The sequence below is a fragment of the Polynucleobacter sp. 15G-AUS-farblos genome, from assembly GCF_018882445.1.
In the GTDB taxonomy this organism is placed as follows: domain Bacteria; phylum Pseudomonadota; class Gammaproteobacteria; order Burkholderiales; family Burkholderiaceae; genus Polynucleobacter.
The window spans coordinates 282897-306092 of record NZ_JACVOM010000003.1; the positions used below are offsets into that span (position 1 = coordinate 282897).

Annotated in this window: 18 protein-coding genes and 1 riboswitch; of the genes, 4 read left to right on the forward strand and 14 right to left on the reverse strand. The window is 46.0% G+C overall.

Annotation, left to right across the window (positions count from 1 at the left end):
* The 8 genes from ICN41_RS06525 to ICN41_RS06560 all read right to left on the reverse strand — a co-directional run bounded on the left by ICN41_RS06525 (position 1) and on the right by ICN41_RS06560 (position 11518).
* A complete protein-coding gene (locus ICN41_RS06525) occupies positions 1 to 3036 on the reverse strand; it encodes an efflux RND transporter permease subunit (protein ID WP_216292132.1) in 3036 nt (1011 codons plus the stop codon).
* Between the two features lie 7 nt (positions 3037 to 3043).
* A complete protein-coding gene (locus tag ICN41_RS06530) occupies positions 3044 to 4183 on the reverse strand; it encodes an efflux RND transporter periplasmic adaptor subunit (protein ID WP_216292227.1) in 1140 nt (379 codons plus the stop codon).
* 169 nt (positions 4184 to 4352) lie between these two features.
* On the reverse strand, positions 4353 to 5894 hold the full coding sequence (locus tag ICN41_RS06535; RefSeq protein ID WP_216292134.1) for an efflux transporter outer membrane subunit: 1542 nt from the start codon (positions 5892 to 5894) through the stop codon (positions 4353 to 4355).
* A 130-nt stretch (positions 5895 to 6024) separates the two neighbouring features.
* Positions 6025 to 7857, reverse strand: coding sequence for a glutamine--fructose-6-phosphate transaminase (isomerizing) (glmS, locus tag ICN41_RS06540; RefSeq protein WP_216292136.1), 1833 nt, complete (start codon positions 7855 to 7857; stop codon positions 6025 to 6027).
* A complete protein-coding gene (gene glmU, locus ICN41_RS06545) occupies positions 7857 to 9344 on the reverse strand; it encodes a bifunctional UDP-N-acetylglucosamine diphosphorylase/glucosamine-1-phosphate N-acetyltransferase GlmU (protein WP_216292137.1) in 1488 nt (495 codons plus the stop codon). Before glmU ends, glmS begins: the two co-directional genes overlap by 1 nt.
* The gene (gene ttcA, locus ICN41_RS06550) at positions 9341 to 10249 is read right to left on the reverse strand and encodes a tRNA 2-thiocytidine(32) synthetase TtcA (RefSeq protein WP_216292138.1); all 909 of its coding nucleotides are present in this window, start codon (positions 10247 to 10249) and stop codon (positions 9341 to 9343) included. Before ttcA ends, glmU begins: the two co-directional genes overlap by 4 nt.
* A 24-nt stretch (positions 10250 to 10273) precedes the next feature.
* Positions 10274 to 10669, reverse strand: coding sequence for a dihydroneopterin aldolase (locus ICN41_RS06555; RefSeq protein ID WP_216292139.1), 396 nt, complete (start codon positions 10667 to 10669; stop codon positions 10274 to 10276).
* A 21-nt stretch (positions 10670 to 10690) separates the two neighbouring features.
* Positions 10691 to 11518, reverse strand: a complete 828-nt coding sequence (locus ICN41_RS06560) for an SDR family oxidoreductase (RefSeq protein WP_216292140.1) — start codon at positions 11516 to 11518, stop codon at positions 10691 to 10693.
* Positions 11519 to 11543: 25 nt separating this feature from the next.
* Here ICN41_RS06560 and ICN41_RS06565 point away from each other — a divergent pair, with 25 nt between their 5' ends.
* The gene (locus ICN41_RS06565) at positions 11544 to 12731 is read left to right on the forward strand and encodes a class I SAM-dependent methyltransferase (protein ID WP_216292141.1); all 1188 of its coding nucleotides are present in this window, start codon (positions 11544 to 11546) and stop codon (positions 12729 to 12731) included.
* A gap of 4 nt (positions 12732 to 12735) precedes the next feature.
* Here ICN41_RS06565 and ICN41_RS06570 read toward each other — a convergent pair whose 3' ends face one another.
* The 3 genes from ICN41_RS06570 to ICN41_RS06580 are packed head-to-tail and all read right to left on the reverse strand — an operon-like array spanning position 12736 to position 16760.
* The gene (locus ICN41_RS06570; RefSeq protein WP_216292142.1) at positions 12736 to 13866 is read right to left on the reverse strand and encodes a polynucleotide adenylyltransferase; all 1131 of its coding nucleotides are present in this window, start codon (positions 13864 to 13866) and stop codon (positions 12736 to 12738) included.
* Positions 13866 to 14774 (reverse strand): complex I NDUFA9 subunit family protein, encoded by a 909-nt coding sequence (locus ICN41_RS06575; RefSeq protein WP_216292143.1) that lies wholly within the window; start codon positions 14772 to 14774, stop codon positions 13866 to 13868. The genes ICN41_RS06570 and ICN41_RS06575 overlap by 1 nt, the downstream gene beginning before the upstream one ends.
* Positions 14775 to 14801: 27 nt before the next feature.
* Positions 14802 to 16760, reverse strand: coding sequence for a lytic transglycosylase domain-containing protein (locus tag ICN41_RS06580; RefSeq protein ID WP_216292144.1), 1959 nt, complete (start codon positions 16758 to 16760; stop codon positions 14802 to 14804).
* Positions 16761 to 16842: 82 nt separating this feature from the next.
* Between ICN41_RS06580 and ICN41_RS06585 the strand changes: the two genes are divergently transcribed.
* Positions 16843 to 17460 (forward strand): 5-formyltetrahydrofolate cyclo-ligase, encoded by a 618-nt coding sequence (locus ICN41_RS06585; RefSeq protein WP_255537921.1) that lies wholly within the window; start codon positions 16843 to 16845, stop codon positions 17458 to 17460.
* On the opposite strand, the gene metF is transcribed toward ICN41_RS06585, so the two are convergent.
* The 3 genes from metF to metK form a co-directional block, all read right to left on the reverse strand.
* Positions 17443 to 18279, reverse strand: coding sequence for a methylenetetrahydrofolate reductase [NAD(P)H] (gene metF / locus ICN41_RS06590; RefSeq protein ID WP_216292145.1), 837 nt, complete (start codon positions 18277 to 18279; stop codon positions 17443 to 17445). The two genes, ICN41_RS06585 and metF, sit on opposite strands and share 18 nt — an antisense overlap.
* A 28-nt stretch (positions 18280 to 18307) precedes the next feature.
* Entirely contained in the window at positions 18308 to 19753 is a 1446-nt protein-coding gene (ahcY, locus tag ICN41_RS06595; protein ID WP_216292146.1) for an adenosylhomocysteinase, read from the reverse strand.
* A gap of 61 nt (positions 19754 to 19814) precedes the next feature.
* Positions 19815 to 19920: riboswitch (S-adenosyl-L-homocysteine riboswitch) on the reverse strand.
* A 67-nt stretch (positions 19921 to 19987) separates the two neighbouring features.
* Entirely contained in the window at positions 19988 to 21154 is a 1167-nt protein-coding gene (gene metK, locus ICN41_RS06600; RefSeq protein WP_216292147.1) for a methionine adenosyltransferase, read from the reverse strand.
* A gap of 203 nt (positions 21155 to 21357) precedes the next feature.
* On the opposite strand from metK, the gene ICN41_RS06605 reads away from it, so the two are divergent.
* Complete coding sequence (locus tag ICN41_RS06605; protein ID WP_216292148.1) at positions 21358 to 22218, forward strand: lysophospholipid acyltransferase family protein; 861 nt, start codon at positions 21358 to 21360, stop codon at positions 22216 to 22218.
* A gap of 23 nt (positions 22219 to 22241) precedes the next feature.
* On the forward strand, positions 22242 to 23141 hold the full coding sequence (locus ICN41_RS06610) for a lipid A biosynthesis acyltransferase (RefSeq protein WP_216292149.1): 900 nt from the start codon (positions 22242 to 22244) through the stop codon (positions 23139 to 23141).
* Positions 23142 to 23196: the final 55 nt, after the last annotated feature.

The window sequence follows — 23196 nt, forward strand, 5'->3', positions numbered from 1 at the left end:
TTACTGTTGCTTAAATTTCTTTTGATGGTGATCAGCACCTAGTAGTAGATACATTGCTGGCACTACAAACAAGGTAAAGAGAGTGCCAATAGATAGGCCTGTGAAGATGACGATACCCATCGACTGACGGCCTGCAGCACCTGCTCCAGAGGCAATCACTAAGGGCACGACTCCAAGCACCATCGCAGCTGTAGTCATCAAAATAGGTCTTAGTCGCACGCTACTTGCTTCAACAATAGCGTCTAACTTCGTGCGGCCTGCCTCTTGTAATTCATTAGCAAACTCCACAATCAAGATTCCATGTTTACTAATTAAGCCCATCAAGGTCACTAAGCCCACTTGGGTATACACATTTAAGGTTGTGAAACCCAGATTAATAAAGATAAGCGCGCCAAACAAAGCGAGCGGTACTGAAACCAAGATCACAATGGGATCTCTGAAGCTTTCGAACTGCGCAGCAAGCACTAAGAACACAATCAAAATTGCAAAGAACATAGTTACCAGGAACCCACCTGACTCAGCCATAAACTGACGTGAAGGGCCAGCGTAATCCATGCTGTATCCGTTAGGTGCAACCTCCTTTAAGGTTTGACGCATGTATTCGAGCAGATCTGCTTGTGAAATAAAAGGGGTGCTCACACCAGAAATAGTAGCTGAATTTAACTGCTGAAAGTGATTAATAGATTGAGGCACTACTCTTTGTTTAATGCTCGCAATCGTGCGCGCCTGAATCATTGCACCACTAGGGGTACGAATGTAGTAATCCAATATTTGATCTGGGTTTAATCGATCTACCTGCTTCACTTGAGGAATCACTCGATAAGAGCGCCCTGAAACCGAGAAGTAATTGACATAACCACCACCCAAAGCAGCTGATAAGGCTGAGCCAACCTGTTGCTGCGTCATTCCTAAGGCAGCTACCTTTTCGCGATCAATCACCAACACATCTTGCGGTTTATCAATTTTTAAATCTGAGTCCACAAAGAAAAAGTTTCCGCTGCGACGCGCTTTGTCTAAAACTGCTTGAGAGACTTCATTTAATTGATCGTATGGTTCGGTGGTGGTAATCACAACCTGGACAGGCAAACCTTGTGCCCCAGGCAACGCAGGGAATTGGAAGGCGGCAACACGAGCACCAGCAATCGTATTCCACTTCTGCTGCATATCTTCTTGGAACTTAGTCGCGTTGCGGCTACGTTGATTCCAATCCTTAAGCAGAACGCCTCCAAAGCTACTAGTGGGACTAGTGATTTGGAACATTTGTTCGTACTCTGGCTCTGCGCTCGATATCTGATAAATCTGGTCTGCATAAGTTTGCATTTGATTTACCGTACTATTAGGCGGTCCTGAAGCCTGCATCAAGACAATGCCCTGATCTTCAGTCGGCGCTAACTCTGCACGCGCAGTGGCATATAAATAGGCAACACCTCCGAGCAAAATCGCACCCATCACAATAATGACTTGCCATGTGCTCAATAAATCGCGCAAGGTACTCTGATAACTATGGTGAACCTTGTCAAAAATGCGATCAATCTTTTGAACAAATGGAGAAGCTTCTTGTTCTTCAGTAAAGATGCGAGAACACATCATGGGCGACAACGTTAACGCAATCAAACCCGAAACCGCCACGGCACTTGCCAAAGTAAAGGCAAATTCGGTAAACAGGGCGCCCGTTAAACCACCCTGGAAGCCAATTGGGATGTACACCGCAATCAACACAATGGTCATCGCCAAAATAGGGCCACCCAGTTCACGAGCAGCAATCAAAGAGGCTTCAAGAGGAGACTTGCCCTCTTTCATATGGCGATCAACGTTCTCCACCACGATGATGGCGTCATCGACCACAAGACCAATCGCCAGAACTAAGGCCAATAGGGTTAGCAAATTAATGGAGTAACCCAATACTTGCATTAAGAAGAAAGTACCAATTAATGACAGTGGCATCGCAATGACTGGCACTGCTACTGCGCGATAACTACCCAAGAAGAGATAGATCACAACCGTCACAATAATCAAGGCTTCTAATAAAGTCGTGACAACTTCGTCAATGGAGCTAGTGATAAACATGGTGGAGTCATACACAATCTTGCCAGTCATGCCAATCGGGAGCTGCTTCTGAATATCAGGAACTACATCTCTTACGCGTTGAGCAACATCCAATAAATTGGCTTGTGGTGCGACCTTAATCGCAATGAACACAGACTTTTTACCGCTAAAGGCTACGTTAGTGTTGTAGTCCTCTGAGCCCAAGGTGACGGTAGCAACCTGCTCTAAATAGACCTGGTTCACACCATCTTTTTTGACAACCAATTTACGGAACTCTTCAAGGGTATGTAAATCGGTACCGGCCACTAAGTCGACCGCAACCATATCCCCTTTAGTGCTACCAACTGCAGACAAATAGTTGTTAGCAGACATAGCGCTATAAACATCGTCTGCACCCACACCCAGGCCAGCCATCTTTTCACGATCCAGCCAGGCACGTAAGGCAAACTTTCTACCGCCAGTAATTTCAGCATTCTGCACACCATCAACCGAGTCTAACTTTGGCTTAACTACGCGCAGTAAATAATCTGTAATCGCATTATTGGGAATCTCATCGCTGTAAAAGCCCATATACATCGCAGCAGTAGATTGACCGATCTGCACCGTCAATACTGGCTGCTGAGCCTGAGGAGGCAGTTGGTTTTTAACAGCCCCGATCTGCGTTTGAATCTGCGTCAAAGCGGCATTGGAGTCATAGTTCAACTTCAATGTTGCGGTGATGGTAGAAAGACCACTCACGCTAGCTGACGATAAATAATCTATCCCTTGCGCCTGAGCAATAGAAGCCTCTAGGGGCTGGGTAATGAACCCTGCGATAGTTTCTGGGTCAGCACCATAGTAAGCAGTTGTGATGGTGACAATCGCATTTTGGGTTTGTGGGTACTGATTGACGGGCAAACTACCCACAGCCTTCAAACCAAACACTAAGACGAGTGCACTCACTACCAGCGAGAGCACTGGCCTACGAATGAATATGTCGGTCCAATTCATCTGCTACTTATTCCTGTGGCTTCGGATTAGGTGAATTAGCAGGCTCAACCTTGTTGTTAATAATCAATGGCGTGCCGTTCTTCAACTTTAGCTGACCACTAGTTACAACGGTTGCGCCCTCTTCCACGCCCTTCAAGATTGCCACCTGATCACCACGTGTGGCACCAGTAGTGACAAATACTTGCTGTGCCTCAAGAGTCTCTTTTCCTTGCTTATCCTTTTTACCCGTTGGCTTCGCTATAAAGACTGTCGAACCATATGGGTTATAAGTCACAGCAGTTTGCGGCAAAGTCAGCAACTTCACTTGATCACCCAACTTAATGTTGACGTTAGCAAACATACCAGGAAGAATTTTCTTATCTGGATTTGCTAATTGGGCTTCCACTTGAATATTGCGAGTATTGGTATCTACCTTGGGACTGACGGCGGTAATCTTGCCAGTAAAGCTAGCATCCTTAAATGCATCAGTAGTGACCTCCACTACTTGACCTACCTGAATCTGCTCTGCATTATTTTGCGGCAAATTAAAATCTACAAAAATAGGATCAAGGGTCTGTAATGTCAGCAGCTTATCGCCTGAATTTACGTACTGTCCTGGATTAATAGACACAATACCAACGCGCCCAGAGAAAGGTGCCTTCAGGTTTTTCTTGGCTACTAATGCAGTTTGCTGCTCCACCTGTGCCTGTTTTGATTTTGCATCTGCAGCACTGGTATCAAATACGTTTTTGCTAATAGCTTGAATTGCCAATTGCTGTCTATCCCGCTCATTAATCACCTTGGCCAGATCCGCTAATGCCTTTAATGAATTCAGCTGAGCAACATCTGATGTGTCATTTAACTTAATGAGTAAGTCACCCTCTTTGACATCTTGCCCAGACTTAATGGGCACAGATGCTACCAGGCCTGCTAATTCGGTACTGAGCTCAACTCCTCTAAATGCACGTACATTACCTACGCTAGTTAATTTTGGCTGCCATTCAGAAGTAGCAATAACCATGGTAGAAACAGTTGCAGGCGGAAGACCCATGCCAGAAATGAAATGCTTAATCATGAATGTCTTCAGTTGATTAAACCCAAAGATCAGGCCCAAGAGCAGAAACACGCCGCATAACATGATGATCATTCGACGGGGCAAAGGCTCCATCGACATGAGCTTTTGATAGGCTTTAGTGTTACGCCACTTTTGACCCATGCGAGCCCAAAAGGCTTTTACTTTACCCCAGAGAGCAATTGCTTTATCGCGCAACTTCCAATCCTCGGCCTTCAGCTTTAGCCAGTTCCATATGGCCAATACTATAGAGATGAGCTTAGTTTTAATTTTTTCCAGAAGTTTCATTTTGATCTTTGTTCGCTATGTCTTTTGGTTGAAAGGCAGGGCCGCTACGATTCCACCAGCCGCCGCCCAATGCTGCAAATAGTGCTGCCGTATCAGAGAAACGGGTTGCTTGTGCTGAGACCGATTTCACTTTAGCCAATTGGTATTGATTTTGGTAATAGAGTACCGCCAAATAACTTGTGGTACCCAGTTTGTATTGTTGCTGTACCAGATCTAAAGTTTCATAGGCATAACGCTCTGCATCTGATGCTGCTTTTAATGCCTGCGAACCTGTCTCAAGCGCACGCAGCGCGTCAGCAACTTCTTGGAAGGCCTTCAACACAGTAGCCTGATACTGATATACCGCTTGTTCGTAATTTGCCATTGCCCCACGGCGCTGTGCAAGCAATTGACCGCCCTGAAATAAAGGCTGAAAGATCCCGCCTGCGATTGACCATAAAGTTGCATTAGGGCCGAATAAGGCGCTACTGGTTAACGCTGCGGAACCGATAGCGCCAGTGATATTAAATTGAGGCAATAGATTGGCGGTTGCAACACCTACTAAAGCGTTCGTAGACTTTAATTGAGCCTCGGCCGCACGAACATCAGGACGTTGACGCACAAGGCTGGATGGCACAGAGAGAGGTAATTTTTGCGGCAACTGCAAAGTGCTTAAATCGAACTTCGTAATGTTGGCATTGCTTGGTAATTCACCAGTTAACACAGCCAATTGATTTCTAGCAAAAGATAGATTTCTTTCGTAGTTAAACAAATCGACTTGTGAAGTCGAAACCAAGGTTCGCTGTGAAGTAACGTCTACTTTAGACACAGTACCAATCGTCAATTGCTGCTCGGTTAACTCAGCTAAGTTTGTCTGTGCCCTCAAAATTTCTTCTGTAGCTTGCATCTGGGCTCGCAAGGCAGCCTCACGAACTGCCCCCGTCACAACATTTGCCGTCAACGAAAGATAAGCACCCTCTAGTTGAAACTGTGCAATCTCGGCTTGTGCTCTAGCGCTTTCTACTGCGCGACGCGCACCGCCAAAGACATCTAGCTTATAAGTTACGTTTACAGAGGTGTTATACAAGTTATAGGTGTCAGAGCCATAAGGTAAGCCATAGATTCCTGCGGGCTGTAGCTGTCTACTGGCGGCGCCATTTAAACCGATTGCCGGAAAGTATTGGCCGCCAATTTGTGCATTGACATTTTCTTGGGCAGAACGTAATGCGGCATCAGCAGCTCCGAGAGTAGGATTTTGTTGGAGCGCCTTTTTAATCAGGACATCTAACTCAGGGGATTTATAAAGCTCCCACCATTGCGCCTCAATATCTGCACCCTCAACAAACTCTTGCTCGGTCCCGCCTGGTACGCCTGGTGCAGTTGTGAGTTTTTGAGTAAGCGGGGACTCTGTATATCGAGAGGTCTTGGGTGGATCGGGTTGCTTAAAATCCGGGCCTACCGCGCACGCAGACAAAAACCCTGCAGACAAGAGCAGAAGCAAATGCAGTCGTGACAGAAGGTGTGCTTTTGGAAAAAACATGGCTTACAACAAATATCCTCTTTTACAAGAGTTATTTGAACACAGATTTCAAATCACAACCCTCTAACACTCTGATTTTTATAGCTAAATATGTCCACAACTATCGACAAGAGTCAAGTCTGAGAAAAAATTATTCGACAGTAACGCTCTTAGCTAAATTTCTAGGCTTATCCACATCAGTACCCCGTGCGCAAGCGGTGTGATAGGCCAAGAGCTGCAAAGGGACTACATGCAAAATCGGCGAGAGCTTGCCATAGTGCTCTGGAAGACGAATCACATTGATGCCGTCGCTATTCACAATCTCAGTATCGTGGTCAGCGAATACATATAACTTGCCACCTCGAGCTTTGACTTCCTGCATATTGGACTTGAGCTTTTCCAATAGATCATCTTTGGGAGCAACCGTTACTACCGGCATTTTGTCGGTTACCAGCGCCAAAGGACCATGCTTTAGTTCGCCTGCAGGATAAGCCTCTGCATGAATATATGAAATCTCTTTTAATTTCAGGGCGCCCTCTAAGGCAATTGGGTAATGTAGGCCGCGACCTAAAAATAAGGCATTCTCACATTTCGCAAACGCTTCACTCCAGGCAATAATTTGTGGCTCAAGTGCCAGCACCGCATGGATGGCTTTAGGTAGGTGACGCAATTCGCGTAGTAATTCTTTTTCATTTTCAGGCGAAATTTTGCCTGCACGCTTTGCTAATGAAACCGCTAATAGATAGAGTGCAAGTAATTGAGTGGTAAATGCTTTTGTAGATGCCACTCCGATCTCTGCACCAGCTTTAGTTAAAAAATGCCAATCGGTTTCTCGCACCATTGCGCTACTGGCAACATTGCAAATTGCCAAAGTGTAGCGGTGGCCTAAGGCTTTAGCGTGACGCAATGCAGCTAAGGTATCAGCGGTTTCACCTGACTGTGACACTACCACAATAAGAGTTTTAGGATTTGGCACGGTAGTGCGATAGCGATATTCGCTGGCAATCTCTACCTGCGTTGGAATACCTGCAATATCTTCTAACCAATATTTAGCAACACAAGCAGAGTAATAACTAGTTCCGCAAGCCAAGATCAAAATTTGATCAAAGCCTTTCCAATCTTCAGGATTAGCTTCAAACAATTGAGGACCAAAGGAAGCAATATTCGCTAGAGTGTCGCCAATTGCTCGGGGCTGCTCAAAAATCTCTTTTTGCATGTAATGCTGGTATGGGCCAAGATCAACCGAGTCTGCTTGGGCTGGCATTGCCTTACGATCACGCTGAACGGCATTACCGCCTTGATCAATAATCTGTACGCTATCGGCCTGCAAGATAGCTACATCGCCTTCTTCCAAATACATCATTTCCTGGGCGCGGCCGGCCAATGCAAGGGCATCGGAAGCCAGAAAGTTTTCATGGTCTCCCAGCGCTACTACCAATGGAGATCCAACCCGTGCACCAACCAATACCTTAGGACTATCTTGAGCAATGACACCAATAGCATAGGCCCCGTGTAATTGTGGCAATACAGAACGCACCGCAGCTGGTAAATCTTTTTGTGATTGAGCAATATACGCTTGATGAATTAAATGCGCGATGACTTCTGTATCAGTCTCGGAAGTAAATACATATCCGGCTGCCTTTAAATCTGTACGAAGCGTTTCATAATTCTCAATAATGCCGTTATGTACTACAGCGATTAATCCATTAGAAACATGTGGATGAGCATTTTGTGTGTCAGGCTTACCGTGTGTAGCCCAGCGGGTATGCGCAATACCTAAGGTGCCATGAAAGTCTTTGCCCTGCTCAGCCAATTCAGAAACACGTGCTGTAGTGCGGGCTCTTTCAATGGGGTGCGCAGAATCATCGCTATTGATTACGGCAAATCCACAAGAATCATAACCTCGGTATTCTAGGCGGCGTAAGCCTTCTACCAAAACGCCCACAATATTTTGATGTGATGCTGCGCCAACAATACCGCACATTATTTTTTACCCTTACTTGATTTTGATGCGGACTTCTTTGCGCTTACTTTTTTAACAATGGCCTTTTTGGCTAAAGGCATTTTCTCAACCTTGACAGGACGTTTCCAAGGCAAGGAAATTTGTTTAGCTCTAGAAATAGTCAGTTGATTTGCAGGTGCATCTTTAGTAAGGGTAGTACCAGCGCCTAGAGTGGCGCCACGCCCTACACGAACAGGCGCAACTAATTGCGTATCCGATCCAATAAACACGTCGTCTTCAATAATCGTTTTATGTTTATTAACGCCGTCATAGTTACAAGTAATTGTTCCAGCACCAATATTGACTCTAGAACCCACGATAGAGTCACCAACATAAGCTAAATGATTCGCTTTGCTATTAGATGCAATTTTGCTGTTCTTAACTTCAACAAAGTTGCCAATGTGAACATCATTTGCCAAGTCTGCACCAGGGCGTAAACGAGCATAAGGTCCGATGACCGATTGATTGCCCACTTTAGCGCCATCTATATGGCTATACGCCTGAATGGCTACTGCCTTACCAATCACGCTATTACGTATCACGCAATATGGGCCGACCTTTGTGCCACTAGCTAAGGTAACCGCTCCCTCAAATACACAACCTACATCAATAAATACATCTGTGCCACACTCAAGAGTGCCACGCACATCAATACGTGCAGGATCAGCAAGCGATATGCCTGCATCCATTAATTGATTGGCAATATTGAGTTGATGGACTCGCTCAAGTGCTGCCAACTGATCACGACTATTGACGCCGACAGTTTCAAACTCATGATCTGCTTGTGTAGTGCGAATGGGCACGCCGTCTTTTACAGCCATCGCAATCACATCAGTTAAGTAATACTCGCCTTGAGCATTGCTAGAGCGTAATGATTTCAACCATTTCTTCAAAGAATTGGTTGGAAGCACCATGATGCCGGTATTAATTTCTTTAATTGCTTTTTGAGAAGGCGTTGCATCCTTCTCTTCCACAATCTCTTGAACCGAACCTTCAGCATCACGGACGATGCGGCCATACCCCGTTGGGTTAGCGAGGTTTTGAGTGAGGAGCGCCAAAGCACAATCTTTACCACGCACACCATCAGCCAGCTTTTCTAACTTACTCAATGTTTTTTTACTGATCAGAGGCACATCTCCGTAAAGAACCAAGGTTGGCTCTTGCACGTCTAATTTAGAAAGGGCTTGCAATAATGCATGTCCTGTACCCTTTTGCTCAGCTTGAAGCGCAGTACTGACTTTTTCAAATGCGGAATCTTCTTTACTGACATCGGCTAAAAATGTTTTGACCTCAGCAGCACCATGACCCACCACAACGATGGGGCCGTTTTTAGTTGCCTTGCCCTGCAACGCCAATGCTGTTCCAAGAACATGCTGAAGAAGGGGCTTTCCTGCTAATGTTTGCAGGACCTTGGGCAGGGCGGACTTCATCCGCTTTCCTTGCCCCGCAGCCAATATGACGATATTCATAAAGGGGGATTATAAGTCCCCTGAATCAGGGTTCCACACGACAGTTCGTCTAATTCAGCCTCGTCAATTGCCTTATCGCCACTGGATCTAGCGGCTATCCCAGACAACTGTGTAGAAATCTCTAAATTTTGGAAATCAAATGCTTCGCCATCCATCAAATGTGAGGGAACGATGTGATGCATGGATCTAAAGAGATTTTCAACGCGTCCAGGATGCTTCTTTTCCCAATCGCGCAGCATTTCCTTCATAACCTGACGCTGCAAATTTGGCTGACTGCCACAAAGATCACAAGGAATGATCGGGAAATTCATATCAGCTGCATAACGCTCCAATAATTTTTCTGGAACATAAGCTAGTGGTCGAATCACAATGTGCTTACCATCATCAGAGCGCAACTTAGGCGGCATTCCTTTGAGCTTGCCGGCATAAAACATGTTGAGCATAAGTGTTTCAAGAATATCGTCGCGATGATGGCCCAAGGCAATTTTTGTCGCACCCAACTCATCAGCTACTCGGTACAAAATTCCTCGACGTAAGCGTGAACATAATCCACAAGTAGTTTTACCTTCCGGGATAACGCGCTTGACAATGCTATAGGTATCCTGCTCTTCAATGTGATATTGCACGCCCAAATTCTTTAAGTAGTTCGGGAGAATTTCTGCGGGAAAATTCGGCTGCTTTTGATCTAGATTGACTGCTACGATTTCAAAGTTGATTGGCGCACGTTCACGCAACTTTAAGAGAATGTCGAGCATGGCGTAACTGTCTTTGCCGCCAGAAACACAAACCATGACTTTATCGCCATCTTCAATCATGCCAAAGTCACCGATAGCTTGACCCACTAAGCGACAGAGTTTTTTCTCAAGCTTGTTTTCCTCGAAAATGACTTTACGAATATCGCCCATGATTAGTAAGTTCTTTACTTTGAATTAAGCTTGCTTGATACGAAATACTTCGACGCCAACGGATTGACAATCAGGGTACACATCTGGCTTGGCCGTACTAACGCATGCAGCCAATACCTTAGGGTGCGCCAACATGGCCGCAACGATGTCATCACAGAATGTTTCTTGTAAATGAATATGTCCCTGAGATGCCCGTGCCTTAATGGTTTCACGCATGAAATCATAATCTACCACTTCATGAAGCTGATCATTTGATGGGGTGTTCATCGATAAGGGAATATAAAGATCTACATTCAAAATAACCCGTTGCTCGGCTTTCTTTTCAAAATCATGAACACCAATATTGATATATATCTCGTAGTTCCGCAAAAAAAGCCGACGGCAATCTGCAAGGGCAGGGTGGGAAATAATCGCGCGCATGATTTGTTCTCTTTATTGTTTTTATGAATTGGTTTTAAACATCACATCACGTGTCGAAGGTAAAAGATGTTGCCCACCATCGACGTACAAAGTTGTACCAGTAATGGCATTTGCTTCTGCTAAAAAGACGGCTGCTTTAGCTACATCCAAAGGAGTAGAAGATTTATTCAGCGGTGTCATTTGATGGGCTTTTGTAAAGCCTTCAACTGTTTGATCGCCAGACAGTAATGAAATTCCAGGGGCTAAACCCACTACGCGTAGGTGAGGCGCAAAATCTAGCGCCAACACTTCAACAGAAGTTAATAAAGCTGCTTTCGATAGGGTGTAAGACAAATAATCTGGGTTGAGATTAATTAATTTTTGATCCAACAATTGAATCACCGATGGCAATATCACCTCTCCTTGCTCATCTAATTTTTTTGGTTTGCTTTTTTGATAGTGAAACATCAATTGAGAAAGCAAAATGGGGGCCGTCAAATTAACCTGCATATGGTCTTGCAGCATCTTGCTGCTTAAAGGGTTTGCAGAATTTGCGCGGTCATATTCAAAAATCGATGCGCTATTGACTAGGCAATGTAAATCTGGGAATCGCTGACTTACTGCGTTGAAAAGGTCTTTCACGGCAGATTCTTGAGAGAGGTCTGCCTGAAAGGCTTGCGCCTGGCATCCCAGATTCTGAATTTGGGTCACAGTTTCGCTGGCCTCAGACTCAGATCGCCCATAATGAACTGCCACATCCCAGCCCTGACGTGCAAATTGCATGGCAATTTCTCGACCAAGCCGCTTTGCGGCACCAGTCACTAAAACGGCCTTGTTTTGCGGGGATGGAGGTGTCGAACTGGGGTTCAATTAAATTCTCTTAGACTAGCGAGCTATGGATATTACCTTGACCAGCCTTGAAACGGAGCATAGCAAGCTTCTAAGCGCCAAAATAGCTGCCCAAATCGCCTCTGAGGGCGGTTGGATGTCTTTTTCTCGCTATATGGAGATGGCGCTATATGAGCCTGGTTTTGGGTACTACAGTGCGGGAGCCCATAAATTAGGGGCTGGGGGCGATTTCACAACAGCCCCTGAGTTGAGCCCCCTCTTTGGAGCGGCCATCTGCTCAACGCTGCTGCCAGTTCTGGAGGGGCTCAAGGAAAAGGGATTGCCAGCCCAAATTTTAGAGTTTGGAGCCGGCTCCGGAAAGCTAGCCCAATCCATCTTGACCCGCTTGCAAGATCTGGGTTTTTCTTTGGATCGCTACGACATTATTGAAATATCACCTGATTTAGCCCAAAGACAAAAAGCACTCTTAACCAGCACTCTGAATAATTCAAAATCTTCCACCCAATGTAATTGGTTAAGCGCCTTACCCGAAGACTACAAAGGCATCGTCCTGGCGAATGAAGTCATTGATGCTATCCCCTGCGATACCATCATTTATCAAAATGGATTTTGGTATTGGTACGGCGTTACTGTAAACGATGAAAAATTTTCATGGAAAGCAGGTAAGCCTGTAGAGCAACATTTACTTCCAGAAAATTTATTGCTTGAACATTTTTCTGAAGGCTATGTCACTGAACTGCATATACCCGCACATTCTTGGATGCGCCAAGTTGCCCAGCATCTTAATACTGGCTTGTTTCTAACGCTTGACTATGGCTTTCCAGAGGGTGAGTATTACCATCCTCAACGATTAGAGGGAACGCTGATGGCACACCATCGCCATCATGCTATTCAAGATCCTTTTTACCTACCGGGTCTTTGTGACTTAACGACCCACGTAGAGTGGTCTCAAATTGCTCGCTGTGCTCTTGAAGAAAATGCCGATGATGTGTATTTAACAAATCAAGCAGCCTATTTGCTGGATGCAGGCATTGGAGAAATTGCGCTCGAGTTAGGTGACCCAGGAAATCCAGAAGTCTTCTTGCCTATTTCAAATGCATTACAAAAATTATTATCAGAAGCAGAAATGGGCGAACTCTTTAAGGTGTTTGCCTTTTCAAAAAATCTAGATGCCTTACTGCCAGGCTATCAGCTTGAAGATCTACCCGGCCTGCGTGGCAGAAATAGACTCTAACTATCTATGAGTTAAGTGCAGCAGTAATAGCTGCCAATCTTGCAGACTCAAAGGCACTGCCAATGCGCTCACCATTCGAGCGGTCTTGCGCTTCAACCCCAGCAATAATCTCAGCCGTGTTTAATGCCTGTGTATTACGCATTGCCAAAACGAATGCGGCAACCGGAAACCCAATTTTTTGAGCAAGATTTAACAGTACCTGCACTCTATCGGGCTTGCGCCAAAGATCAGCCCGATTAAACCAGGCCAATATATCTACTGCTTGATAGACGCCATCAGGATGTTGTTTGACGAGTAAGCTCAGATCGCTAAAGATTTCACTAAAGTCGCGCACCTCTATTGGCATACGCACATCATCAGCCCAGGCGCGTATTTCAGTTGAGGGCAAATGCATCAAGGTAATTGCACAGCGCTCTTCAAGACTGCTATCAGCCACATCTAAATGCGCAATGAGTTCTTCTCGAAACACTTCATTTGCCAAAAGGGTTGCCAACTGAGGCGGGAGCATAGTACTTGCTGCGCCCGTATTGAGCAAAACTTGAAACATATGCATTGGCTTATGAGCAAGCAAACCCCTTGCAAGCTCTTGCCAAATACGCTCAGCAGAGAGCACCTCTAACTCGCCAGACTGAACAATTGACTGGAGTGCTAAAAGTGTTTCGTTGGCAATCGAGAATTCTGGGAAGCGCGCTGAGAATCGGGCGATACGTAATAAACGCAAAGGATCCTCAGCAAAGGCATCCGATACATGACGAAATACTTTGGCAGCTAAATCCTCTTGCCCGTTATAGGGATCAATGATGGGGCCTACCCACTGACCATTTCCGCTCACCTCTTGAGCCATGGCATTGATTGTTAAATCACGACGCTCAAGATCTTGTTCGAGACTAACGCTTGGATCGGCGTAAAAATGAAAGCCTTTATATCCCACGCCTGTTTTGCGCTCAGTTCTAGCAAGCGCATATTCAGCTTGCGTTTCTGGATGCAGAAAAACTGGGAAATCTTTGCCAACTGGTCGAAAACCTTTGGCAATCATCTCTTCCACACTAGACCCTACAACGACATAATCCACATCATGAATAGGCAAGCCCATTAAGGTATCCCGGATGGCTCCGCCAACGGCATACACTTTCATTACTGCATACCTTCCAAACTACGTCGGCTAACTTTAAAAACGTCTTTAAGCACATCAATGCCTTTTAGAGGAAGAATATTCGGCTGCTGCATTGAGGCAATGTTGTCACGCGACATCAAGGTCGGACCCGGTAAGAATTCAAATGCAAGGGCCTGCAAATACCCTACAAATGCTGGCACCGGAATAATGGCGCAAGAAGCGCCTGCCTTACGTTTAGCAAGCTCCACAATCTCTTTCATGGTGTAAACCGTAGGGCCTACCAAATCATAAGTTTGATGAATGGTCATTGGCATTGTCAAAGCACTAACAAAAGCACTTGCAACATCGTCCACACTGACGGGCTGAAACTGAGCAGTATGGTTAGCCAATGGCATTACTGGAAATAACTTAGTTAACTTAGCAAACAAATTAATGAATTGATCTTGCGCACCAAAAATGACAGAAGGTCTAAAGATTGTCCAATCGAGATTGCTAGCCCTCACTGCAGCCTCACCATCCCCCTTACTCCGCTGATACATTGAAGGGCCATTGGAATCCGCACCCAATGCACTCATATGTAAATAGCGCTTTAGGCCATTCATTTGCATGGCCGTAATAATATTTTTTGCTAGGTCTACGTGCGCTGCCTGAAATACCTTTCCGTAAGGCTGAGCAGGCTTGTCGTGGAGCACACCGACTAAATTAATCACTGCACCAGATGGACTCACACGCGAGCAAAGATCTTGTAGCGCATCAAACTCGTGAACATCTGCATCCTCTAAATGCACCTTTGGCAATAAACGCAATTCACGTCCAGCAGCCAAATGGCTGGTAGGAATTAAAACGGAATAGCCTGCAGACTGTAATTGCGCGGCTAAAACACGGCCTACAAAACCGTTGCCACCAATGAGGAGAATGTCATATTTCATGTGAGGCCTTTTATTGATGCTTGCTTATTATGGTAATTCAGTTTGAGTGGCTGCCTTAGGCGCAATCACACCAAGGCGCTGCTTCAAGGATTGGGTCTGCCCATTCATTACAGACGAATAGTAATTTGCATTTGACAACACATTTTTTACATACACACGCGTTTCGGTGAAGGGAATCGTTTCAGCAAAAATGGCACCTTCAGTCGGACTAGTCAATTTTTCGCGCCAGAGCTTTGAACGTGACGGCCCAGCGTTATATGCTGCAGATGCTAAAACCCATGATCCGTCTAGATCAATCAGCACCATATTTAAATAATTACTACCCAAGGTCAAATTCGTATTGGTATCACTTAATTTGTCATTGGTGTAATTGGTCATCCCAATTTTCTTAGCGACATACTTCGCCGTATTGGGCATAACTTGCATTAAGCCGGATGCGCCCACCGAGGAGGATGCATTCATGATGAAGCGAGACTCTTGACGTATCAGGCCATAAGCCCAAGCTAAGTTCAGATCAATTTGTCGAGCAATAGGGGATAACTCATCGCGAAAAGGGGTTGGATAACGCAAACTAAAGTCATGCTCTTGCTTAGTTCGATCGGCGGTATTAACGACACGGTCATACAAATGAATACGCTTTGCGTATTCTGCGGCTGCTAGCAATTGCTTATCCGTCATATTGCGCAATTCCCAATTCCACTCGCGATTACCTTCGAAACGCAAATTCATGGCATAAAGACGCTCACCTCGAATGAAACCTTTACGACTGGCCATAGCTTCAATTTCTTGATCAAAAACCTTAGTGCGCGATGGGGCGTTATTGGACTTACCGAGCTCTTCCCTAGCGAGCTGGCCATAAAAGTTATATTGCTCATCGAGCATCTCAAAGCTCTCTTTGGCTTTGGCATCTTGACCTTCGGCTTTTAATGCGCGCCCATACCAATATGTCCAGGCAGGATCGCGACTTCGTATAGCGGGATTCATGCCTTCAATCGCATTCTTCACTAAGGCCCAATCTTTGGCGCGTAGTCCTGCTCGCACTTTCCATTCCTGAGTTTCAGCAGAGAGCAATTCGTTATAGCCCAACTCTTGTTGCAAACGATAAGCATCGTCTGCATTAGGATCCAACTTTTTAGCTAAGAACTGTCCAATCACACCCCAAGCTAGCGCTTGATTCTCTTTGCTATAGCGCGAAGCGTTTTGAGAAAAGTCTCGATATGCTTTAGCAGGATCTGCTTTTGCAGCTTTCACAATCTCTGCAATGGGATCCTCACCACCAAGCCGTCTGGCCATAGTGTCATATCCCCTTTCACTCGCAGCCCGACCAATTGCCTTTGCTTCACTGGGTGTCATACCACCAGCCGCTACTAATGAAGGCACTAGCTCTTGGCATGCCTGCCCAAAATATCCGGGATCTAATAACACCGAGCGAGAATCCATCGCCAGCTTGGTGGGATTCTCTCCTTGAGATAACTTAGATAGCAAGGAGTAGCACTTCACCTGAGTGTCGTCATCCAAAACAAACTTTGCATACTCAGCATCAAAACGTGACCAGTCCTTTCTTTTCCCCAATACCAGCAACCAATCATTCCGCATCCGATCGGCCAAAGCAGTTCCCTGATATTGATTCAAAAATGCAACCACTTGAGAGTCTGCGCTGTAGTCACCCCTGGCGCCACCGGCACTATCAAATAACTGAGGCTTAATACGGAAATAAGCTACATAGTCATCAAAGGGATAGTTAACTAGACTGCCAGCTAGTTGCTGCGTCCGAAATACATCATTCTTTTTGGCTGCTTCGCGCAAATCAATAAACATGCGGTCTGCGTCCGAAATCTCCGGGGGAGCTGCTTTGCTCTCATATGATTTTGGTAACTTTGGCTTTTTTGGCTTTTCTGCAAAAGCAGAATTAGCAGCCAAAGCCAAGCCTAGAAAGAAGATTCCTGCCAAGTGACGACATTTTCTTTTTTGAACAGCAGACTTCATATTCACTATCAAACCCTATGCTTATTTACTTGGTGGTAATGTAATTACTATATCTGTTAATTTTCGCCTGATAATCATGGATATGCACGGTAATTCGCTAAAAACACTAAGACAAGATTTATTAAAGCGGCGCAAAGAATTTGCGGCGGGGCAAAATCATGCCCCCTCAACAAATCAGCTTATTAAAAACCTCAATCAATTTTTAACTGGTGCTGGTAGCGCAATTCAATCTATAGCCCTCTATTGGCCCATACAGGATGAAATTGACTTACGAACCACCTTGCTGGAGTGGGTCAAGACTCAGCCCAATAGAGAGTTAGCCCTACCCCTGGCGCGCCCTGATAAGCACCTTGATTTTTACCAGTGGCAGGAAGGTGATCGCCTTGTTCCCAGTCAGCACGGAATCCCTGAGCCCGATCCTCTACAGACTCAAAGACAAGCCCTCATACCGGACTGCATCTTGCTTCCCTGTGTAGGTTGGTCAAGCTCGCATGAGGGTAATGCAGCGCAGTACTGGCGGCTTGGATATGGGGGCGGATACTTTGATCGCACCTTGGCTCAACTCAGAAAAAAGAAGCCAAGCCTGATCTGCATCGGGATTGGCTTTGATTGGCAAAAACTGGATGATGCTCAGTGGTCAGCTCAAACGCATGATGAGCCACTGGATATGCTGGTCACTGAATCAGGCGTTTTTAGTTAAACCTAAATTATCAGTGATCGCCAAGACAGCATCGGCCTGATTTAAAGAGTAGAAGTGCAGGCCAGGCGCTCCAACTGCTAAAAGCTGGTCACATAAATCCGTTACTACCTCTTCACCAAAAGCACGAATAGAGGCAATGTCATCTCCATAAGACTGCAAACGTAAACGGATCCAACGTGGAATCTCAGCACCACAAGCATCGGAGAAACGGAGCAACTGCGTGCTATTCGTAATCGGCATAATGCCCGCAATCACAGGTTGGGTAACGCCGAGATCATAAGCCTCATCGACGAAGCGGAAATACGCATCACTGTTATAAAAATATTGTGTGACTGCGGAGTTAGCGCCAGCTTTCATTTTCTGCACAAAGAAGCCCACATCACTAGCGGGTGACTTAGCCTGAGGATGCGTTTCTGGATAGGCGGCTACATCAATATGAAACCAGTCGTCCGTCTCAGCACGAATAAATTCTACTAACTCATTAGCATGATGAAATTCGCCATACTGACCCATGCCAGATGGAAGATCTCCACGCAAAGCAACAATCCGTTTTATGCCTAAGGCTTTGTACTGTTGCAACATTTCACGTACGCTCTCACGAGAGCTACCTACACAGGAGAGATGGGGAGCAACTGCAGCACCTGCCGCATGAATATCGCTCACTACCTTTAATGTGCCAGACTGTGTAGAGCCACCGGCACCAAAGGTCACGGAATAAAATGCTGGCTTGAGAGTTTCACTCAAGCGCTCGCGCACGAGATGTAGCTTCTTCTCACCTTCAGGTGTCTTGGGTGGGAAAAATTCGACGCTTAATTCCATGATCTTGGGCATGTTTATCTAAAGTGGATTAATAACGGTAATGGTCAGCCTTGTATGGGCCTTCCTTGGTTACGTTAATGTAGGCAGCCTGCTGATCAGACAGCACTGTCAACTCCGCATTTAAAGTCTTGAGCTGCAAACGCGCAACCTTTTCATCCAGGTGCTTAGGCAAGGTATAGACGCCAACTGGATATTTGTTTGTGCCAACTGCATTCCACAATTCGATTTGCGCAATCACTTGGTTTGCAAATGAAGAGCTCATGACATAAGAAGGATGTCCAGTACCACAACCTAAATTCACTAAACGGCCTTTTGCCAAGATGATGATGCGCTTCTCAGGTTTGCCATTGGCTGCAGGGAAAATCACATGGTCAACTTGTGGTTTGATTTCTTCCCATTTGTATTTTTCAATACCAGCTACATCAATCTCATTATCGAAGTGGCCGATGTTACATACGATGGCTTGATTTTTCATCTTAGCCATGTGGTCATGGGTAATTACATGGTAGTTACCTGTTGCAGAAACAAAGATATCGGCCTTATCAGCAGCGTAATCCATCGTCACAACACGATAACCTTCCATTGCCGCCTGCAATGCACAGATTGGATCTACTTCAGTAACCCAAACTTGAGCAGACAAGGCGCGTAATGCCTGAGCAGAGCCCTTACCTACGTCGCCATAACCACAAACTACGGCTACCTTACCGGCAACCATCACATCGGTTGCACGCTTGATCGCGTCAACTAAAGACTCACGGCAACCATACAGGTTGTCGAACTTGCTCTTTGTAACTGAGTCATTAACGTTAATCGCTGGAAACTTTAGTTCGCCCTTAGCAAACATTTGATACAGACGATGTACGCCTGTCGTAGTTTCTTCTGTAACGCCTTTTACTTTTTCTAAGCGAGTGGAATACCAAGTTGGATCTTGTGCCAATTTTTTCTTAATGGCAGAGAACAAAATGGTTTCTTCTTCGCTAGTTGGATGATTCAAGCACGCTTGATCTTTTTCAGCGCGCGCACCAAGATGCAATAGCAAAGTCGCATCGCCGCCGTCATCCAAAATCATATTGGTGAAGCCGCCATCGGCCCACTCAAAAATACGGTGTGTAAAGTCCCAATACTGCTCAAGGGTCTCACCCTTAATAGCGAACACAGGCGTGCCATTCGCAGCGATTGCAGCAGCAGCATGGTCTTGAGTCGAGAAAATATTGCATGAAGCCCACTGCACTTCTGCGCCAAGCGCTTCTAGCGTCTCAATCAATACAGCAGTTTGAATGGTCATATGCAATGAACCAGTAATACGTGCACCACGTAAGGGTTGTTGTGCGGCAAATTCGTCGCGAATGGCGATCAAACCAGGCATCTCTGTTTCAGCAATAGCAATTTCCTTACGGCCAAAATCAGCCAAAGTAATATCCGCAATCGCGCAACGAGTGGCTACGAAGTTATTTAAGTCAGAAACGGTATTCATTAATGCTCCAGCTAAATACGATCCAATGCTGGAGTAGGAACTCGCTAGCCATTGAATCATGGGTTAGCGAGCGCGGTTGCAATTAGCAATTTCCGTTTAGGAGATCGCTCCCTTCAAGCCTGGGGAAGTACTGGGTCTCAGCATTCCTTGCAACGCTCCTTGAAGGTATGGCGTAATTGTAAACAATTACGCCATATTTGGCTTCAGTACAACGCAATACAGCTTATTTGATGCTTATAAGCCTGCTGCAGCACGTAATGCAGGTGCCTTGTCAGTTTGCTCCCAAGTAAATTCTGGCTCCTCACGACCGAAATGGCCATAAGCAGCAGTTTTACGATAAATCGGACGCAAGAGATTGAGCATCTTCACAATGCCTTTTGGACGCAAGTCAAAGTGCTCTGATACCAATTGAGCGATCTTCTCGTCAGAGATCTTGCCTGTTCCAAAGGTGCTCACCATGACAGACGTCGGCTTTGCAACACCGATCGCGTATGAAATCTGAATCAAGCACTTGCTTGCCAAACCTGCAGCAACCACGTTCTTAGCAACATAGCGACCAGCGTAGGCGGCAGAACGGTCAACCTTGGATGGATCCTTACCGGAGAAAGCGCCGCCGCCGTGAGGCGCTGCACCACCATAGGTATCCACAATAATTTTGCGACCGGTTAAACCGCAATCGCCTTGCGGACCGCCGATAACAAAGCGACCTGTTGGGTTTACCAAAAAGTTAATCGCACCTTTGATCAAATGCTTCGGCAATACTGGCTTGATGATCTCTTCGATCACCGCTTCACGCAATTTCTCAAGACCGATTTCTTCATCATGCTGAGTTGACAGAACAACCGTGTCAATCGAATCAGGCTTACCATCAACATAACGCAGGGTCACTTGTGACTTGGCATCTGGACGCAACCAGTTAAGGCGGCCATCGCGACGCAATTGAGATTGACGCTCCACTAAACGATGGGAGAGATGAATCGGCAAAGGCATCAGCTCTGCGGTCTCATCGCAAGCGTAACCAAACATCAGGCCTTGGTCACCAGCGCCTTGATCTAAACCGTCGTCATGCGCTTTATCCACACCTTGTGCGATGTCAGGACTTTGCTTGTCATAGGCAACCAATACCGCACAACCTTTGTAATCAATGCCATACGCAGTATTGTCGTAACCAATTTCACGCAGTGTGTTACGCGCTACTTGAATGTAGTCTACGTTTGCATTAGTTGTAATTTCACCAGCCAATACAACAAGACCGGTATTACATAAAGTTTCTGCAGCAACACGTGCTGTTGGATCTTGAGCCAAGATGGCATCCAAGATTGAATCTGAAATTTGGTCTGCTACTTTATCGGGGTGACCTTCAGAGACTGACTCTGAGGTAAAGAAGTAATCGTTTGCCATTGCCTATTCCTTTAAAAAATTAACACGCTCTATTGGACAACTCGACGTGCCAGGAACTACAACGGCGACGCTTTAGCAGAATTTATAAATCGCCCTGCAAGTTGTCTTAACTCAGCGATGGGAGAATTCTATCTGAAAAGCAGCAAATCCACCAAGACCAAATCAAATTTGGCCCTTACGGCAGCATTGAATATCATTAGGGGGTGCGAAAACCCCTTCTAAAACTTAGTCTTAATGTAATTGCAGCGCTTCCCTTGACTGTGGCTCAGGTGCTTGGGGCCTGCTTGGGCATTTTGGCTTATGTCGGATCGAAGCAATACCGCGGCCTATTCCGGCCACAGTACGAGGCTGTTGTCAGATCCAGAAATCTTCCCTTTAAGTTATGGCCTGCCATTAGAGCCTCTGGAATGCTTTTTTCAGACAGCTTATGGATTTGGCGCAACCCGGAGAAAGCCCTGGCCCTAGTAGAAGTACAGAATTGGGATCTAGTAGAAGCTGCCATCAGCGAAGGCCATGGCTTGGTGATGTTGACTCCCCATTTGGGTGGCTTTGAAATCATTCCGCGTGTTTTAGCACAGCACTTTCCAGCAACAATCCTGTACCGCCCTTCACGCCAAGCTTGGCTCAATGAAGTAGTTGAAGAGGGACGTGCCTATCCCAATATGCACTTTGTCCCCACCAATCTCCATGGTGTGCGACAAATGACACGCGCATTAACGCGTGGTGAAGCCATAGGTATCCTCCCCGATCAAGTACCCAGCGGTGGCGAGGGTGTGTGGGTGCCATTTTTTGGTAGGCCCGCTTATACAACTCCATTACCTGCGCGACTTGCTAATCGCAACAACACGCCTGTTGTGATGTTTACTGCCAAGCGCAAAGTCTTGGGTCAGGGTTGGTTGATGCAAGCAACGCGCTTATCTCCATTATCAGAAGACGCCACCCTAGGCGCAGCCGAACTCAATCTTGCGATTGAAAATGCAGTGCTAGTCGCACCTGAACAATTTATTTGGTCCTATAACCGTTACAAGCATCCAGCTGGTGCAGAATTGCCCCCAAAGGCCTAAGCAACTCGTTATCTTTTTTTAAAATGGCCTGGTTACACAACCTCTTCAATTTTTTAGCGCTTAGCCTTCTGCGCCTTTTTGCCTTTTTGCCTTACAGCTTTACCGTCCATGTGGGTTATGGGCTTGGCTGGTTAGCAGCCCACATTCCAAACGATCGCGCGCAAGTAGTTAAAACCAATCTACGCCTGTGCTTTCCCAATTTAAGTGAGCCAGAAATTGATGCGCTTGCCCTAGAGCATTGGAAATTATTTGGCCGAAGTGTAATCGAGCGTAGCCGAGTATGGCTTGGTACTAGCAATCAGATACTGTCATTTGTACATCTTGAATCCGCTGTTCCACTGGGTGATCGCAAACCACGCATTCTAGTGAATCCACACTTTGTTGGCCTTGAGGGAGGCTTCATGGCCCTCTCTGCATTGGGCATGAAGAATGACTGGCCACGCGGAGCAGGCCTCTATCAAAAAATGAAGAATCCCTTCTTCAATCAAAAAATGGTGGAGTGGCGTGACCGCTTTGGCGCCATGTCCATTGAACGGCAAAGTCGCCTACGCGATCTCATTCGCGAAACTCGCGCGGGTAATTTTGTCGTGATTGCACCCGATATTGATTTAGGTCCTCGCGACTCCATCTTTGCCCCCTTCTTTGGAATTCCCACAAGCACGGTGACCTCTGTCTCTCGTCTTGCAAAATTGAGCGGCGCTGAGGTTTGCCTCATGACCACTTTGCTAAATCCCAAAAAGACTGGCTATATCTGCACTATCTCTCGGCCACTACCGGATTTTCCCAGCGATGATCCAGATAAAGATACTGCGCGCCTAAATCTTTGGATAGAAGAACTTGTTCGTCAAAGACCAGCAGAGTACTATTGGGTGCATAAGCGCTTTAAACATCGACCGCCTGGTGAACCCAGTCTTTACAAGTAAACGGAATTTCTTTTGAGTACTAGCCCCTCGCCTTCACGCAAACTTCGCTTCACCA

What these genes read in the sequence shown, in the direction of transcription:
- ICN41_RS06570 (WP_216292142.1), bottom strand. Translation starts at nt 13,866, where the DNA reads ATGAAAGTGTATGCCGTTGGCGGAGCCATCCGGGATACCTTAATGGGC.
- metF (WP_216292145.1), bottom strand. Translation starts at nt 18,279, where the DNA reads ATGGAATTAAGCGTCGAATTTTTCCCACCCAAGACACCTGAAGGTGAG.
- ICN41_RS06535 (WP_216292134.1), bottom strand. Translation starts at nt 5,894, where the DNA reads ATGTTTTTTCCAAAAGCACACCTTCTGTCACGACTGCATTTGCTTCTG.
- ICN41_RS06555 (WP_216292139.1), bottom strand. Translation starts at nt 10,669, where the DNA reads ATGCGCGCGATTATTTCCCACCCTGCCCTTGCAGATTGCCGTCGGCTT.
- metK (WP_216292147.1), bottom strand. Translation starts at nt 21,154, where the DNA reads ATGGCAAACGATTACTTCTTTACCTCAGAGTCAGTCTCTGAAGGTCAC.
- ICN41_RS06610 (WP_216292149.1), top strand. Translation starts at nt 22,242, where the DNA reads ATGGCCTGGTTACACAACCTCTTCAATTTTTTAGCGCTTAGCCTTCTG.
- ICN41_RS06525 (WP_216292132.1), bottom strand. Translation starts at nt 3,036, where the DNA reads ATGAATTGGACCGACATATTCATTCGTAGGCCAGTGCTCTCGCTGGTA.
- ICN41_RS06585 (WP_255537921.1), top strand. Translation starts at nt 16,843, where the DNA reads ATGCACGGTAATTCGCTAAAAACACTAAGACAAGATTTATTAAAGCGG.
- glmU (WP_216292137.1), bottom strand. Translation starts at nt 9,344, where the DNA reads ATGAATATCGTCATATTGGCTGCGGGGCAAGGAAAGCGGATGAAGTCC.
- ahcY (WP_216292146.1), bottom strand. Translation starts at nt 19,753, where the DNA reads ATGAATACCGTTTCTGACTTAAATAACTTCGTAGCCACTCGTTGCGCG.
- glmS (WP_216292136.1), bottom strand. Translation starts at nt 7,857, where the DNA reads ATGTGCGGTATTGTTGGCGCAGCATCACATCAAAATATTGTGGGCGTT.
- ICN41_RS06530 (WP_216292227.1), bottom strand. Translation starts at nt 4,183, where the DNA reads ATGGAGCCTTTGCCCCGTCGAATGATCATCATGTTATGCGGCGTGTTT.
- ICN41_RS06565 (WP_216292141.1), top strand. Translation starts at nt 11,544, where the DNA reads ATGGATATTACCTTGACCAGCCTTGAAACGGAGCATAGCAAGCTTCTA.
- ICN41_RS06575 (WP_216292143.1), bottom strand. Translation starts at nt 14,774, where the DNA reads ATGAAATATGACATTCTCCTCATTGGTGGCAACGGTTTTGTAGGCCGT.
- ICN41_RS06580 (WP_216292144.1), bottom strand. Translation starts at nt 16,760, where the DNA reads ATGAAGTCTGCTGTTCAAAAAAGAAAATGTCGTCACTTGGCAGGAATC.
- ttcA (WP_216292138.1), bottom strand. Translation starts at nt 10,249, where the DNA reads ATGGGCGATATTCGTAAAGTCATTTTCGAGGAAAACAAGCTTGAGAAA.